At 53.0% G+C, this 15556-nt stretch carries 13 protein-coding genes; 8 read left to right on the top strand and 5 right to left on the bottom strand.

What is annotated here, in order from left to right; genetic code table 11:
• Positions 1-51 precede the first annotated feature (51 nt).
• The 3 genes from C4F51_RS08155 (at position 52) to C4F51_RS08145 (ending at position 2798) form a co-directional block, all read left to right on the top strand.
• Positions 52-351, top strand: coding sequence for an ArsR/SmtB family transcription factor (locus C4F51_RS08155; RefSeq protein ID WP_193908825.1), 300 nt, complete (start codon positions 52-54; stop codon positions 349-351).
• A gap of 100 nt (positions 352-451) precedes the next feature.
• Positions 452-1651 (top strand): MFS transporter, encoded by a 1200-nt coding sequence (locus C4F51_RS08150; protein WP_202987648.1) that lies wholly within the window; start codon positions 452-454, stop codon positions 1649-1651.
• Between the two features lie 37 nt (positions 1652-1688).
• Positions 1689-2798, top strand: coding sequence for an alkene reductase (locus C4F51_RS08145; protein WP_193908823.1), 1110 nt, complete (start codon positions 1689-1691; stop codon positions 2796-2798).
• Here C4F51_RS08145 and alr read toward each other — a convergent pair.
• The 3 genes from alr to C4F51_RS08130 form a co-directional block, all read right to left on the bottom strand.
• Entirely contained in the window at positions 2783-3928 is a 1146-nt protein-coding gene (alr, locus tag C4F51_RS08140; protein WP_193908821.1) for an alanine racemase, read from the bottom strand. The genes C4F51_RS08145 and alr overlap by 16 nt on opposite strands.
• A gap of 162 nt (positions 3929-4090) precedes the next feature.
• On the bottom strand, positions 4091-4993 hold the full coding sequence (locus C4F51_RS08135) for a GGDEF domain-containing response regulator (protein WP_193908819.1): 903 nt from the start codon (positions 4991-4993) through the stop codon (positions 4091-4093).
• Entirely contained in the window at positions 4993-9687 is a 4695-nt protein-coding gene (locus tag C4F51_RS08130; RefSeq protein WP_193908810.1) for a PAS domain S-box protein, read from the bottom strand. The genes C4F51_RS08135 and C4F51_RS08130 overlap by 1 nt, the downstream gene beginning before the upstream one ends.
• 278 nt (positions 9688-9965) lie before the next feature.
• On the opposite strand from C4F51_RS08130, the gene C4F51_RS08125 reads away from it, so the two are divergent.
• Entirely contained in the window at positions 9966-10625 is a 660-nt protein-coding gene (locus C4F51_RS08125) for a DNA-3-methyladenine glycosylase family protein (RefSeq protein ID WP_193908808.1), read from the top strand.
• The gene (ada, locus tag C4F51_RS08120; RefSeq protein WP_193908806.1) at positions 10622-11689 is read left to right on the top strand and encodes a bifunctional DNA-binding transcriptional regulator/O6-methylguanine-DNA methyltransferase Ada; all 1068 of its coding nucleotides are present in this window, start codon (positions 10622-10624) and stop codon (positions 11687-11689) included. The genes C4F51_RS08125 and ada overlap by 4 nt, the downstream gene beginning before the upstream one ends.
• Positions 11690-11760: 71 nt before the next feature.
• On the opposite strand, the gene C4F51_RS08115 is transcribed toward ada, so the two are convergent.
• A complete protein-coding gene (locus C4F51_RS08115) occupies positions 11761-12636 on the bottom strand; it encodes an MBL fold metallo-hydrolase (RefSeq protein ID WP_193908804.1) in 876 nt (291 codons plus the stop codon).
• A gap of 221 nt (positions 12637-12857) precedes the next feature.
• On the opposite strand from C4F51_RS08115, the gene C4F51_RS08110 reads away from it, so the two are divergent.
• The 3 genes from C4F51_RS08110 to C4F51_RS08100 all read left to right on the top strand — a co-directional run bounded on the left by C4F51_RS08110 (position 12858) and on the right by C4F51_RS08100 (position 14594).
• The gene (locus C4F51_RS08110) at positions 12858-13376 is read left to right on the top strand and encodes a rhodanese family protein (protein ID WP_193908802.1); all 519 of its coding nucleotides are present in this window, start codon (positions 12858-12860) and stop codon (positions 13374-13376) included.
• A gap of 243 nt (positions 13377-13619) precedes the next feature.
• A complete protein-coding gene (locus C4F51_RS08105; protein WP_193908800.1) occupies positions 13620-14135 on the top strand; it encodes a rhodanese-like domain-containing protein in 516 nt (171 codons plus the stop codon).
• 117 nt (positions 14136-14252) lie between these two features.
• A complete protein-coding gene (locus C4F51_RS08100; RefSeq protein WP_193908798.1) occupies positions 14253-14594 on the top strand; it encodes a DMT family transporter in 342 nt (113 codons plus the stop codon).
• 17 nt (positions 14595-14611) lie between these two features.
• Here C4F51_RS08100 and C4F51_RS08095 read toward each other — a convergent pair whose 3' ends face one another.
• Positions 14612-15529 (bottom strand): LysR family transcriptional regulator, encoded by a 918-nt coding sequence (locus tag C4F51_RS08095; protein ID WP_193908796.1) that lies wholly within the window; start codon positions 15527-15529, stop codon positions 14612-14614.
• Between the last annotated feature and the right edge of the window lie 27 nt (positions 15530-15556).

Here is a 15556-nt window from a genome sequence, read left to right as displayed (position 1 = left end):
TTTACGATATATAATTCGATAAATTCCGATATACAACTCGCATGGATTTTTATGCCACCCATTGATACCGACGAAATTCACAAAGCCCTGGCGCACCCTACCCGTCGGGACATGCTCGCCTGGTTAAAAGAACCACAGAAGCATTTCGCCGACCAGGATCATCCGCTTGAGCTGGGCGTTTGCGCCGGCATGTTTGAACGCTGCGGGCTTTCACAATCTACGGTGTCGTCCCACCTCGCCATACTGCAACGCGCCGGCTTGATAAGTTCGCGTAAAGTTGGCCAATGGGTTTTTTACAAACGCGATGAAAACAACATCGCGGCTTTTCTCAAACATTTGCACACGCTGTAAAACCAACAGGCACACCCCCTACGATGCCGACAGGAATCGGTCATGATTTTTTCATCGCAATAGCAACAGGAATGGATTGCGATTTATCACGAGTTTTATCATGCGCATACCGCTCCCTTTGCTTGTTCTGGCATTAAGTGCCTTCGCTATTGGCACCACTGAATTTGTCATCATGGGTTTGCTGCCTGAAGTGGCAAGCGACCTCGATGTCTCCATCCCCGCCGCTGGTTGGCTGGTTACCGGCTACGCGCTTGCCGTCGCTATAGGCGCGCCGTTTATGGCGATGGCCACCGGACATCTATCGCGCCGCAAAGCACTGATTATTTTAATGGGCGTTTTTATTCTCGGTAATTTTCTCTGCGCTATTGCTGCAAATTACGGTTTATTAATGTTTGCCCGCGTAGTCACTGCACTGTGTCACGGTGCATTTTTTGGTATTGGCTCTGTGGTCGCCGCCACGCTGGTAGCGCCGGACCAAAGGGCGCGCGCGGTGGCGTTAATGTTTACCGGTTTAACGCTGGCCAATGTGCTGGGTGTACCACTCGGCACCGCGCTCGGCCAGGTCAGTGGCTGGCAGTCGACTTTTATCGCAGTAACGCTGATTGGCATTATCACGCTGATCGGGCTGATTCGTTTTCTACCAGCACCTGCTGAAAAAGAAACTCACGTCAGCATGAAGCAGGAATTCCTGGCATTAAAAGGTGCCGGCATCTGGCTGGCATTATTAACCACGGTGTTGTTTGCCGCGGCAATGTTTACCGTGTTCACCTACATTGCACCTTTGTTGCGCGACGTTACTGGCGTTTCTCCGCAAGGCGTTACCTGGTCGCTTTTTTTAATTGGCCTAGGCCTGACTATCGGTAATCTCATCGGCGGCCGTATGGCAGACTGGAATCTTGGCACTACACTGGCATTGTCCTTTGTTGGTATTGCCGCTACCTCTGCTATTTTCAGCTGGAGCAGCCAGTCGTTGGTACCGGCAGAAATCACCTTGTTTTTGTGGGCATTGGTAACCTTCGCAGCAGTGCCGGCACTGCAGGTCAGCGTGGTGCATTTTGGTAAAGCAGCTCCCAATCTGGTGTCTACCATGAACATTTGGGCTTTTAATATTGGTAACGCACTGGGCGCCTGGGTAGGTGGCCTGGTGATTGATCAGGGGCTGGAGCTGGTGCAGGTACCACTGGCAGCAGCGCTGATTGCATTAATAGGTTTGGCCGTCACCTTGTTTACTTTCCGCAAACAAAGTGGGCAAGGTGAATACGCTGATCATTGCGCTGCAGGTTCGTTGGAAAATCCATAAACCCGCAGCTTTTTTGCAACACCATTCAGGAGTCTGTATGACACAGTTATTTGATCCGATCAGTTTTGGTGATATTCAGTTGGCCAATCGTATTGTGATGGCTCCCCTCACCCGAAACCGCTCACCCCGCGCCGTACCCCAAGCTATTGCTGCTACCTATTATCAGCAACGGGCCAGCGCCGGATTATTAATTACCGAAGCTACCGCCATTTCCCATCAGGGCCAGGGTTACGCAGACGTGCCGGGGCTTTATGATCAGGAACAATTGGCCAGCTGGAAAAAAGTGAATGATGCCGTGCACCAGGCGAGCGGAAAAATTGTTGTTCAGTTGTGGCACGTAGGCCGTATTTCCCACACGACATTGCAACCACAAGGTCAGGCTCCGGTAGCGCCGTCTGCCATTCGCGCCAAGGCGAAAACCTACCTTATCAATGAAGACGGCAGCGGCACCTTTGCCGAAACCTCCGAACCACGCGCACTGGAAATTGCAGAGTTACCCGGCATTCTTGAAGATTATCGAAAGGCAGCACGGGCGGCGATTGATGCCGGTTTTGACGGCGTGGAATTGCATGCAGCCAATGGCTATTTGATTGACCAGTTTTTGCGCTCCGGCAGCAATAAACGCACCGATGAGTACGGCGGTTCTATTGAAAACCGCGCCCGCTTTTTGTTCGAAGTACTCAATGCCATCACCGCTGAAATTGGCGCGGCGGTAACCGGCATTCGTCTATCACCGGTGACACCCGCCAACGATGCGCACGATGACCAACCGCAAGCTTTATTTAATTATGTGGTAGAGCAACTCGCCAAATACGATCTGGCATATGTACATATTATTGAAGGCGCAACCGGTGGCCCGCGTGATTACCAGCAAGGTGACAAGGCTTTTGATTACGAAGCATTGCGCCACCACTACCGCGATAACGGCGGGCGCGGTGGCTGGCTGGTCAATAACGGCTACAACAAAGCCCTGGCGGAACAGGCGCTGCAAGCTGAAAAAGCCGATGCCGTCGCGTTTGGCCAACTCTTTATTGCCAACCCGGATCTGGTCGAAAGATTCAAAAAAGATGCCGCATTAAATACACTCGATCAAACGACTTTTTACGGCGGCGGAGAAAAAGGCTACACCGATTACCCCACGCTATAGCGGTAGTAGCGTTTGCCCAACTGGGTGAGAATTTCATAGGGGATGGTATCGGCATCGGCGGCTACCTGAGCGACTGTCTGATGCGGCCCGATGAGCTCTACCCAGTCACCGCGCTGCAATGCGGATTCCGGTAACGCGGAAATATCGACGATGGTTAAATCCATCGACACGCGGCCCACAATCGGCAGACGATAGGATTGCCAGTAAGCGGCACCGCGATTACTGAGATGCCGTGGCCAGCCGTCTGCGTAACCGGCGGCAATGGTTGCCAGCCGTAATGGTTTTTCGGCGGTTGCTGTGGCGCCATAACCAATGGTGGCTTCACTATCCACTGTATGAACCTGAATCACCCGCGCATGGAGTGACGCCACCGGTTTGAACGGATCACTTTGCACAGAAGTGGGATTGACGCCATACAGCGCAATCCCAGGGCGAACCCATTGTTGGTGAAATTCATTATCCAGCAAACAGCCCGCCGAATTGGACAAGGACGCAGCAGCACCCGGAAAAAGCGAAACAATGCTACGAAAGCGCGCCAGTTGCAGTTCATTCAAACCGTGCTCCGGCTCATCGGCACACGCCAGATGACTCATCACCAGGCGGATATTCAAACGGGATTTCCACCGTCCCTCTTGCGCCAGCGTTTCCAGCTGATCCAGCGAAAAACCCAGCCGGGACATGCCGGTATCAACCTGCAGCACCACCGACAAACGGCGTTTAAGCCGCTCGGCCTCGGCCAGCCAGGTTGAAAATTGTTCGGGAGAATTACACACCGGCACCACTCTTCCGGTGGCTGCACAGGCAGGCTCGGAACCGGGAGCAAGGCCGTTTAATACGAAAAATGAAGCATCGTCCGGCACCAGCGGCAGCAAAACCCGCGCCTCATCCAGGTGTGCCACAAAAAAATTCCGGCATCCGGCCTGGTAAAGCGTTGAAACCACCTTCGGCGCACCCAGCCCGTAGGCATCTGCTTTAACCACTGCACACACGGTTTCGGCAGCAACTGACTCTTTTAACCATTGATAATTATGGCGCAGCGCCGCGAGATCAATACGCAGAACGCCGGCCGCGTTGGCGGTATCAACAGGAAAATCGGAAAGATTATCGGGAACAGAAGAGGACGTATTCATGACCAACCGTGCATTAAAAAGGAAAACGACGTGCAGTGGCCGATATGATACCCCCGGGCTGGTAATAAATCCTGGTAATCGGGCCATTTGCTGAAAAAAACTGTCGTCCTTGGGCGGTGCGACCGGCACCAAATGAAGTGATTTAGTACCGGCGCGGCGGGTTTACAACTGGCCGATAACCACCCGGTTGCGCCCCTGATGTTTTGCTTCATACAAGGCGGCATCGGCGCGCTGTAACAGCTCGGCCAGCGCGACACCATCGCTGGCAGATTTCACCAGAGCACCGCAACTGATGGTCAGCACATCGGCCGCCGTAGATTGGCTGTGGGCAATATCGAGCGCCATGATAGCGGTACGCAATTGTTCAAGCACCGCGTGCACCTGATCAATACCAGGCAGCAGCAACACAAATTCCTCACCGCCGTAACGTGCCGCAAGATCGTAAGGGCGCTTCATCGCCGAGGATAAAACAAAGGCCACCTGTTTCAGGGCTTCGTCGCCGGCGGCGTGGCCGTATTGATCGTTGTAGGCTTTGAAATGATCAACGTCGATCATCGCCAGCGCCAGCGTGTCGCCACTGCGTTTGCTGTGTAACCAGGCGCGTTCCAGTGCCTGATCAAAACAACGGCGGTTGGCGATGCCGGTCAAACCATCCTGCATGGAAAGTTGTTCCAGCAACTCCCGTTGCCGCGCAAATTTAAGGTGATTTCTGACACGGGCTTTTACCAGCAAAGGGCGAATCGGTTTGGCAATGTAATCAACCGCGCCGAGTAATAAACCCCGCTCCTCGTCTTCTTCATCGGTTTGGCCGGTAACAAAAATAACGCTGAGATCAGCGGTTTTTTCATCGGCTTTTAAACGCCGTAATACTTCGTAGCCATCCATCTCCGGCATCGACGCATCCAGCAACACCAGGCTGATATTTTCTTCACGGACGCGTTGCAGCGCCGAGGCACCGTCTTTTGCCATTAGTATCCGACATTCATCCTTGAGCAAATCCGCCAGCAAATGACGGTTGGCTGTTTCGTCATCCACAATCAGGATGGTCGGTAACGTGGTATTCATTAATGGATTTCCTTACCTGGAGCGGATAACGCTTGCTCAAGTTGCACCAGTTTTTCTTTGGCAATATCAATATCCAGTGCATCAAAAGCGCGGGATATGGTGTGAATTTCTTCGTTAAAAGGCTGCATATCAGGAATTGCCGCCAGTTGTTCCAGCAACGCCACCACCGCGTAATCGGCACGCTCCAGCAGGGGTTTTATTTGCTCGATCAGTTGCTCAGCGGCGGGATGCCGGTTTGCCGACGGCTGCAATTCCGATTGCTGCAAAGCCGCCAGCGCTTGCGCCACCAGTGGCAACAATTGCTGCAATTGATCCACCATGGTGACAACCAGCGCTTTATCTACCTCGCCGTTACGCGCATTGGTTTCAATTTTTCCAGCCAGATCCACCAGCGTGTGACGGGTTAAATAACCCAATACACCTTTTAAACGATGACTCTGAAAAGCTACCGCATCGGCATCGTCTTTATCGCTTGCAGCGGTCAACAGTTCCGGCAAATCGGAAAATTCTTCTTTGAAATTTTGCAACAGCCGCTGCAATCGTGCCGGCTGCCCACCTACTCTTTTCAAGGCTTCGTCAAGATCCAGCAGTGGCCGGTGGGTAGAAAAACTGCTTTCCGTAACGCTGGATGAAGTAAAGGTTAGCACCGGTGCTGCAAACTCAACGCCGGTTGCCGCATGCTCTTTACCGGTAAAAATTTCATCCAGGGTTCGATACAAGGCGTGCTCATCAATCGGTTTGGTGAGGTGCGCATTCATACCCGCTTCCAGCGTAGCTTCCTGGTCTTCGCTGCGGGCCTGTGCCGTGAGCGCAATAACCGGCAGCGAATGCCAACGCGGGTTGGCGCGAATTTTACGGGTCGCTTCGAGGCCGTCCATGTCGGGCATATGGATGTCCATCAATACTGCGTCGTAATCCTGCTGCCGTAATTTTTCCAGCGCGCGGTTGCCGCTGTCTGCGGTATCCACCACCGCTTTGGCCAACAATAAAAAGTCGCCGGCTACTTCGCGGTTGAGGGCGTTATCATCCACCACCAGAATACGTTTGCCTTGCAGCGAGGTGGGCATAATGGGGCTGAAAGACGAGGGAGAAACGACCGGATTGCGGTGATAGGAAACCGGCGACAAGGCATGTTGAATCGCATTGAACATCATGGATTCCGTAACCGGTTTGATCAGCAAGCCTTGCAACTTTAATTCGTTCACCCGCTCCAGCACTTCTTCTTTGGCGTAGGCGGTAACCATTAACATGGCCGGTATTTTTTTCAGGCGATGATCGGCGCGAATATATTCCGCTGCTTGCAAACCATCCATACCTGGCATTTGCCAGTCCATTAATACAATATCAAAATCCTGCGCGTCATCAGAGGCGTTATGCAACAACTCAATCGCTTCCGCACCGGATTCGACGGTGCTGACAGCAATACCAAAGCTGCTGACCAGATCGGCAAGAATCGCCCGCGCCGAGGCGTTGTCGTCAACAATCAATACCCGCTTGCCGCGCAAACTGTGTAATGACGAGTTTTCAGCCAGTCCATCGTCAGCGGCATCAAACTGGCAGTGGAAATAAAACTGCGAACCGGCGCCAGGCTGGCTTTCTACACCGATTTTTCCACCCATTTTTTCTACCAGCTGTTTACAGATAGAAAGCCCGAGGCCGGTGCCGCCGTAACGACGCGAGGTGCGCGAATCCGCCTGGGTGAAGGGGCGGAACAACCCTTCCATTTGTGCCGTATCAAGGCCGATACCGGTATCACTCACGGTAAAATGTAATTGTTTTTCCTGGCAATAGGCGCTGATAAGAATTTCGCCTTCCTGAGTAAACTTGATGGCATTACCCACCAGGTTAATCAGAATTTGCGACAAGCGCAAAGGGTCACCATTAATGAAACGCGGTACGCTGGCATCCATGGCATAAATAATTTCCAGACCCTTTTCTTCGGCGCGCAAGGCGGTTGCGTTGGAAACCATTTCGAGCACACTGTCGATGGAAAAATCGACATGTTCCAATTCGAGATTGCCCGCTTCAATTTTCGAGAAGTCCAGAATATCGTTGATAATGGTCAGCAAATTTTTTGCCGATGCATCCACTTTTTGCAGATAGTTGCGCTGCTTTTCATCAGGGTCTGCCTGCAACATCAACCGCGTCATGCCGATAATGCTGTTCATCGGCGTACGAATTTCATGGCTCATGGTGGCGAGGAAATCGCTTTTCGCCCGCCCGGCGGCTTCGGCGGCAGATTTTGCTTCGTTAAGCACTTCTGCAGCGGCGCGCTCGTCGGTGATATCACGAATAATGCCGTTCCATTCGTAACGGCCGCTCGGCTTCAGGCGCGGCACGGCTCTGCTGTACATCCAGGAAATGCCGCCTTCCGGGTTATGGATGCGAAACGCGTGGTCAAATTGAATCCGGTTGGACAGCGCATGATCAATGGTGCTCAGATAATCATAAATATCGTCTTTATGAATCACCGCCAGAAACGCACGTTTATCGGCCATGATAGCTTCTGCCGAAATGCCACTTAACTGGACAATTCCCGCGCTCAAATAAGCAAAGCGATATTCCTCGTCGGCATCCTGACCAAAGCGATAAATAGCACTGTTGGGCACGTTGTCGGCCAGTGCTTCAAGTTGCGCCCGCGCTTCTTCACGTTCGCTGATATCCTGCACGGTACCGGCCAATGCAACAATTTCTCCGGCTTCATTTCTGACTGCCTGGCCGCGTACATGCGCGGCGAACTCGCTGCCGTCGATGCGAAAATGATCCGCGTAAAGCGTAAAAGACTCACCGGATTTAATACATTGCGCGAAGGCTTTGCTGACTTTTTTAAAGCTGTCCGGCGTCATCAACTGCTGCAAACTGTCGATGGTTAACGGCGGACTATCGCCCTCTATACCGATCAGTGCGCGCATCATTTCCGAAGTACCAAAATAACCATCGGCAAGTTGATAGGTCCAGGAGCCAATGCGGGCAATACGCTCTGCTTGCCGAAGAAACTCATAACTTTGTTGCAGTTGTTGTTCGGCTTCGCGTTGCAGGGTGATGTCTTTTATCACGCCCAATAAACGCCGCGATGACAGGCTTTCGTTTTCAACCAACCGGCCAATGGTTTCCACCCAGCGTACTTGTCCGTCCGGGTGAAGAATGCGAAAACGGGTATTGATTTCGTGATCCAGATCATCAACTACCGCGGCAAATTGTCTGACGGCAATGTCTATATCGTCCGGATGCACTTGCTGGCGCAAACCTTCCAGCGGTGAAACAACCGTGAGGGGCACGCCGGTGATGTCATGCCATTTATGGTTGCAAATCAGCTGGCGGGTATCGTAGTCGTAATCCCATACGCCGAGGTGACCGGCTTCTGTGGCCAGGGCAAGGCGTTCCTGTTCAACATGAAAGATATTTTCCATGATTTTGCGGCGGGTAATGTCACGCGAGATACTGACCAGGCCGATGACGTTGCCTTTATCGTCAACACGGGGGCTACGTGTGGTGAGGTAAATTGCTTCGCTCTCTGCACAGGGCAGCACTTCTTCAAGGGAAGACGCTTCACCACTGGCGAGAACCTGTTTTTCGTGCAGATGAATCGCCTGGTTGTTGTCTTCGTCAAACAACGAGTGACTGACGCGCCCAACCAGCTCGGCAGCCGGTTTATCAAAATAATGTTCCGCCGCCTTATTAACGATTTGCAGATAACCGTCCGGGTCGCTGAGGGTAATGGCATCCGAGGCGCTGTCCAGCACGGCCTGCAGCAGCTGCATGGTTTCATCCAGCTGGGCAGTACGCTCCCTGACCCGCTTTTCCAATTCGGTATTGGTCGATTGCAAACGCTTTTTCGCTGCTACCTGTTCGGAAATATCGTGAACCATGCAAAGAAAGAGTTTTTTCTGCTGAATAAGATGGCAGGCAATTTGTATTTCTACCGGAAATTTGCTGCCATCCTTGCGCACATGCGAAGCGGTAAGGCATACGGCACAACCCGGCTCGGTAGAACTCCACACCGCCTGCAATTGCTCGTATTCCACATCGGCGCTGATATCGGACAGGTGCATGCTGAGCAGCTCTGCGCGGGTATATCCGAGGTTTTGGCAGGTGCGCTCGCTGACATCCAGAAAATAGCCTTTTTCATCGTGGAGGAAAAAATCATCCGGGGCGTATTCCACCAACAGTCGGAACCGCTCTTCGCTGACGCGCAAGTCTTCTTCTACGCGCGAGCGGGTCGATGACAGGCTGGCCAGATCCAGATTGTCTACACAAACAATCGCCAGCTGATCTTCAATACTGTCACGATAGATAGAGAGTAAATCCTGCTCGGCTGGCGAATATTGGCGCCCCTGCCGGTTGGAAATATCCAGCACCCCGAACAGATCGCCATTAGGCAACATCAGTGGCAAGCCAATATAGGTAGCATGGGTCGCACCGGCGTTGGCAGACTCACCCATTTGCACCGTGGCGAGGTCGCGCTGCACCTCGGAAGCGGGGTCACCGGCGTCAACCACCTGCCAGCTGGAATCGCTGCTGTTAGAGGGGCTGTGGGAATTATGCGGGTTGGCAGTATCCAGCAAAATGTACAAGCTGCGCCCCTTGGCTCGCAGCAAGCGCACCCGGTCAGCCAGAGACAGTCGAATCAGGTTTTCCAGAATCTTTTGCCAGCGAGCCATAAGATTCGCAGGTATCTCTCGACCGTGTGCCATTAACGCCTCTCCTTCTACTTCCAATGTCGGCTGTTATAGCACTATTGAGGTGGGTTTTCGATAAATGCGAGCCATTTCTGCCACGGTTACCTATGAGACGGTTCGCCTGCACGAATTTGACCGCAAGCAACCGGAGGATTGCGCCCGGCATTCGACCTACAATGCCATAGGTCGGCAAAAATTCTGCACGGCCCCGAGATAGCATTGATGTTCGACCATTTTATTGGCTGACGATATTGTTGACTATAGATTACACAACCGGAGACTTTGCGGAACCCATGACAAGCAACCCGTTGAAAGTGGCTGAAGCTTTTCTGACTCAGGTTGATGAGGACTGGCAACGGCTGGTGACGGCGGTGGGCGCCTGCACCCTGCAAACCCACCCGCAGCGACAACCCTGGGAGGCGCTGGTACGTGCGGTGGCTTATCAGCAACTGCATGCCAGAGCGGGCGATGCCATTCTTGGCCGTTTGTTGCGGCAGTTTCCCGAGCAGCCATTTCCGCAACCGGCACAACTGCTGGCGCTGGATGACGCAGCCTTGCAAGCATGCGGTTTCTCCACCAGCAAACGCACCACCCTGCGCACCATTGCTGCCGCCGCGCTCAGCGGTGATATACCTTCACTGGAAGAAGCCCGGGCAATGCAAAGCGAACCGCTGATTCAGCAGCTGACCAGCCTGAAAGGCATTGGACGCTGGACCGTTGAAATGATTTTGATGGATTGTCTGGAGCGCATGGATATCTGGCCGGTGAGTGATTACGGCGTGCGCGAAGGTTACCGGCGATTAAAACAGCTGCCGCAGCCGCTCACACCCCGCCAGCTTTACCCGCAAGGTGACAATTTAAGCCCCTGGCGAAGCATTGCCGCCTGGTATTTATGGCGTTTGCCCGAAACCGGCCTCTTCCCCGCTGTAGCTGCAGGATCCAAAGCCTTATGAAAAAGCCATCTGCATTTATTGACGTTACCGCAGACCCGCGCTGGCAAGCCTTGCAGGACCGCAACAGCGACTATGACCCTGCCTTTGTCTACGGGGTAAAAACCACCGGCGTTTACGCCTTGCCCGGCAGCGGCAGCCGTTTACCCAATGCAGCCAATATTGAATTTTTCAACTCTGCGGCCGAGGCGGAAGCCGCGGGCTATCGCCCGAGCAAACGCGCCGCACAACACCCCTCCGCCATAACCGCCCTGCATCGCCAACTCGTTACCAACGCTTGTGAAACGCTGGCCAACGCCGAAGTAGCGCCCGACCTTGCCTCACTGGCACAAGCCGCCGGTTTGAGCCAGTGGTATTTTCACCGGGTTTTTAAAACGGTAACCGGCGTAACACCGCGCGCTTATGCCGAGCAACTGCGCTGGAAAAACGTGCACGCCCGGTTACGCCAACAGGAATCTGTCACCGAGGCGATTTACAATGCGGGCTTTAATTCAGACAGCGCTGCCTATCAAAAAGCAGGAGAATTTCTCGGCATGACACCGGCGGTATTTCGCAAAGGCGGTGAAAAACAAACCATCCGTTTTGCGCTGGGAGAAACCTCACTCGGCCATCTTTTGGTGGCGCAAAGCGAGCAAGGTATTTGTGCCATTTTACTGGGCGACGACCCGCACACCTTGCTGGAGGATTTGCAAAAGCATTTTGCCCGTGCGGAATTGATGGGTGGCGACAAAGCGTTTGAAACAACGGTGGCGCTGGTAGCCGGCCTGGTAGAAAACCCGGCCAGGCCGGTGGATCTCCCGCTGGATATTCAGGGCACCGCATTCCAGCAACGCGTCTGGCAGGCGCTACAAAAAATTCCACCGGGCACAACCGCCAGCTACACGGAGATCGCTGCCATGATTGAATCCCCCTCGGCAGCCAGAGCCGTTGCTCTCGCCTGCGCCGCCAATAAACTGGCTATCGCGATTCCCTGCCATCGGGTAATTCGCACGGATGGCCAACTTTCCGGTTACCGCTGGGGCATTGCCCGTAAAGCAGAATTGTTAAAGCGGGAAAAAACCGAATGATGCAACCGCAAGTAAAAAAGCCAGGGTGGGTTACCAACATTGTTGATTAAAGCCATCACATTAAAAGCACTTCAGTTTTTAAACTTCAAAGGCAGCTTTAAATAACGCACGCCCGCTTCATCCGCTTCTGGCAACTCACCGGCCTGAATATTGACCTGAATGGACGACAGCAACAAAGTGGGTGCGGCAAGGGTTGCATCGCGCCGTTCACGCATCGCCACAAACGCTTTTTCATCAATGCCTTCATGCACATGAATATTGTATTTTTTTTGCTCCGCTACGGTAGATTGCCAGATAAATTTATCCCGCCCCGGCGCTTTGTAGTCGTGACAGAGAAACAGCCGTGTCTCGTCAGGCAGCGCCAGTATTTTTTGAATGGATTGATAAAGAGTTGCAGCATCACCCCCCGGAAAATCGGCACGGGCGGTGCCGTAATCTGGCATAAACAAGGTATCGCCGGTGAACACCGCATCGGCCACGCAATAACAAATGCAGGCTGGCGTATGCCCAGGCGTGTGCATGACCCGGAAGGATAAATTGCCAACCGAAAATTGCTGGCCATCGGTAAACAGATCGTCGAACTCCTCACCCTTGCCCGATAATTCACTCAGATTAAATACCGGCTTGAAGATTCGCTGTACTTTGGCGATATGTTCGCCAATACCAATGCGGGCGCCGGTTTTTTCACGGAACCAGGGCGCGGCAGAAAGATGGTCGGCATGGGCATGGGTTTCGAGCACCCGTACAATGTTCCAGTCTTCGCGGATGGCGCAATCAAGAATCTTTTCAGCCCACGACCAGTGAACCTCACCGGACGCGGCATCAAAATCCAGCACCGGATCAATCACCACCGCTTGTCGGGTTTGCGGATCAGCCACCAGATAACTGACGGTATTGTCCGGTTCGTGAAAAAAATCGCGAATATGAGGTTTTACATCTGTGCTCATAAAATACCTGCTGGCCAGTCAATAACGGAGCCGTATCTGCGAGGGTTGTCGCGTCAACAAACTTTACTATAAACAACTTGTTATTTATTTTAGACAATTCTAAATTAACCACCATTCTCTGTGCCATTATCGGTTGGCGCAACCCGTTTCAACAGCTCGCATACATCGCCGGACTATTGCAAAAAGGCGATCCACTCCACCCATTACCTTACGGTGCAACCATGGCTGTTATCGACGTTAAACCGCTTACCGCGCAGCAATGGCTTGCTGAGGGCGCACTCCTGGTTGATATTCGCGAGCCGGACGAGTACGCCCGGGAACATATCGCCAACGCCCGCTCTGCGCCTTTATCGCGCTGGCAACCTGATCAGTTACCGGAAGCCGCGACACGCAAGATTATTTTTCACTGCAAATCCGGCCAACGCACCCGCCAGAATGCCGCGCATCTGGCGAGCGGTATTAGCAGCGATGTTTACCTGCTGGAAGGCGGCCTGGATGCCTGGAAACAGGCCGGGCTGCCGACCCGAAAAGTAGCGGGCCAGCCGTTGGAATTGATGCGTCAGGTACAAATTATTGCTGGCAGCCTGACGCTACTGGGCGTGTTGCTGGGCTTTACGCTGTCGCCCGCGTTCTTCTGGTTATCCGGATTTGTCGGGGCCGGTTTGTTATTTGCCGGCATCAGCGGATTCTGTGGTATGGCGCGTCTGCTGATGTTAATGCCCTGGAATCGCCCGAAGTAATCTGGCAGCGGGTTAACCCGTACCACGCACACACCGGTGGTGAGCTTGCCCGCAAAAATTGCCCGGCGCGGCATAAACCAACACCGCCGGGCTATGCCGGAACAATCGCTGGACTATACTCATTTCACTATAAGCATCTATCTCAATGAGTGCGATGTCATACAAAGGAGCTCATCTGGCACACCATCAACCTGAACATCTGCGTAATCCATTTTTTTATTCGCTTGTCCCGGGAGATGTTTTATGACCATCAGCTTGCTAACACCAGGCCAAACAGAACAGATGTTGTTGAACGGTGCGGTATTGATTGATATCCGCCGCCCTTCTGAATTCAATAAAGAACACATTCCTCAAGCGCGCTCGGTGCCACTGGCGTTGCTTGAACCCGAATCTCTGGATATTCCCGCCGACTCCGCCATTATTTTCAATTGCCAAACTGGCCACCGCGCACGGCTGTACGCCAATCGCCTTGAACAAAGTGCGCAAAACGACATTTATATTCTCGATGGTGGCATCAACGCCTGGAAGCAAGCCGGATTGCCGGTAGAAAAAAATGCCTCTCACCACATGAGCACCGGCGACCAGGTAAAAGTGGCTGCCGGGCTGCTGGTGATTATCGGTATTGTGTGTGGATATTTTTTCAGCCCCTGGTGTTATTGGATTGCTTTGTTGGTAGCGGTTGATCTGGTGGTTGGTGGTTTTACCAAAAGCGGTTTACTGCGCGCCATGATTCAACAACTGCCTCGCAACCGACACTGATTTTTATTACAGGTGCTCAGAGCAGACTGCTTGCGTCAAGATTTATATTTTTTCTCAGCCCGGTGCAAAGTGCTAAATAACCGTTGATAATTGCAAAACACAACGGGAGTTTTTGTTATGCATTTATTAGCACTTTATTGGCCACTGCTGGTTGCTATTTTGTTTGAAGTGGTAGCCACCAGCGCGTTGCAAGCCTCTGCACAATTTACCAAGCCACTGCCTACCACCATTATGGTGATCGGCTATTTAGGCGCTTTTTATTTTCTATCGCTTACTTTACGTCATATTCCAGTGGGCATTGCTTACGCCCTGTGGAGCGGTTTGGGCATTGTTTTAATTTCTATTATCGGATTATTTTTATTCAAACAACGCCTCGATATTCCGGCAATAATCGGGCTGGGTTTTATTATCACCGGGGTTGTCATCATTAACATTTTCTCCAAAAGCGCCGTTCACTAACGGGAAGATAAACCACCTCAGGTACGCCATTGCTCCGGCAAGGATTCAACAAGGTAATCAATAAAATGGCGTACTTTGGGTGTCAGTTCATAACGGTCGCGAACACACACATAAAAATCCAGCGGCTCCACTTCGGCTTGCGCGGTTTGCCGCTCGGCAAACAATGCCACCAGAGCGCCGGAATCCAGCCAGGGGCGGGCGATAAAATCGGCAATGCGGGTAACGCCACCGCCCGCCACCGCAGCACGGGTTAATACATCAATATCGTCGCTGACCATCGCGACTTTAACCTGGGCATCAAACCGCACCCCGTCGCGCAGAAAAAACCAGCGCAACAAACGGCCATCTGCCGCCACCCGAAAAACCAGACAATCGTGATGCTGCAAATCTTCCGGGGTTTGCGGCACACCGGCGCGCGCCAGGTAATCCGGCGCGGCGCAGAAGATGGATGGCACCCGGGCAATACGACGCGCAACCAGCCCGTCTTCCAGCTGTTCGCGAATGCGAATACTGATATCCACCTGTTCGGTAATGTGATCTACGCTGCGGTCGGTGGTAATCAACTCAATTGCCAGCCGCGGGTAGCGTTTTTGAAAAGCGGGTAATCGCGGCGCCAACACATGCCGGCCAAACGCCGCACTGGAGGCAATACGCAGGCGCCCTTGCGGTTCGCCGTGGTATTCGGTCACCGCCGAATGCGCCAACTCAAGGTCGCGAACAACATGCTTTACCTGCTCAAAATACACGGTGCCGCTATCGGTAAGCGCCAGGCTGCGCGTGGTACGGGTTAATAATCTCACCCCCAACCAGGCTTCCAGCCGCGCAATATTCTGACTGGCCGCCGCGGCACTGATGCCGAGGACCCGCGCCGCGCCGGCAATGCTGCCGGTTTCTACCGCCTTAACGAAGCTTTCAATACCACGCAAAGTGTCCATAGCTTAGCTTCCGAATAAATAGTTATA

The sequence above is a fragment of the Cellvibrio polysaccharolyticus genome (assembly GCF_015182315.1).
GTDB lineage: Bacteria > Pseudomonadota > Gammaproteobacteria > Pseudomonadales > Cellvibrionaceae > Cellvibrio > Cellvibrio polysaccharolyticus.
This window is presented reverse-complemented; position numbering and strand designations above follow the sequence as displayed.

What these genes read in the sequence shown, in the direction of transcription:
- C4F51_RS08155 (WP_193908825.1), top strand. Translation starts at nt 52, where the DNA reads ATGCCACCCATTGATACCGACGAAATTCACAAAGCCCTGGCGCACCCT.
- C4F51_RS08150 (WP_202987648.1), top strand. Translation starts at nt 452, where the DNA reads ATGCGCATACCGCTCCCTTTGCTTGTTCTGGCATTAAGTGCCTTCGCT.
- C4F51_RS08145 (WP_193908823.1), top strand. Translation starts at nt 1,689, where the DNA reads ATGACACAGTTATTTGATCCGATCAGTTTTGGTGATATTCAGTTGGCC.
- alr (WP_193908821.1), bottom strand. Translation starts at nt 3,928, where the DNA reads ATGAATACGTCCTCTTCTGTTCCCGATAATCTTTCCGATTTTCCTGTT.
- C4F51_RS08135 (WP_193908819.1), bottom strand. Translation starts at nt 4,993, where the DNA reads ATGAATACCACGTTACCGACCATCCTGATTGTGGATGACGAAACAGCC.
- C4F51_RS08130 (WP_193908810.1), bottom strand. Translation starts at nt 9,687, where the DNA reads ATGGCACACGGTCGAGAGATACCTGCGAATCTTATGGCTCGCTGGCAA.
- C4F51_RS08125 (WP_193908808.1), top strand. Translation starts at nt 9,966, where the DNA reads ATGACAAGCAACCCGTTGAAAGTGGCTGAAGCTTTTCTGACTCAGGTT.
- ada (WP_193908806.1), top strand. Translation starts at nt 10,622, where the DNA reads ATGAAAAAGCCATCTGCATTTATTGACGTTACCGCAGACCCGCGCTGG.
- C4F51_RS08115 (WP_193908804.1), bottom strand. Translation starts at nt 12,636, where the DNA reads ATGAGCACAGATGTAAAACCTCATATTCGCGATTTTTTTCACGAACCG.
- C4F51_RS08110 (WP_193908802.1), top strand. Translation starts at nt 12,858, where the DNA reads ATGGCTGTTATCGACGTTAAACCGCTTACCGCGCAGCAATGGCTTGCT.
- C4F51_RS08105 (WP_193908800.1), top strand. Translation starts at nt 13,620, where the DNA reads ATGACCATCAGCTTGCTAACACCAGGCCAAACAGAACAGATGTTGTTG.
- C4F51_RS08100 (WP_193908798.1), top strand. Translation starts at nt 14,253, where the DNA reads ATGCATTTATTAGCACTTTATTGGCCACTGCTGGTTGCTATTTTGTTT.
- C4F51_RS08095 (WP_193908796.1), bottom strand. Translation starts at nt 15,529, where the DNA reads ATGGACACTTTGCGTGGTATTGAAAGCTTCGTTAAGGCGGTAGAAACC.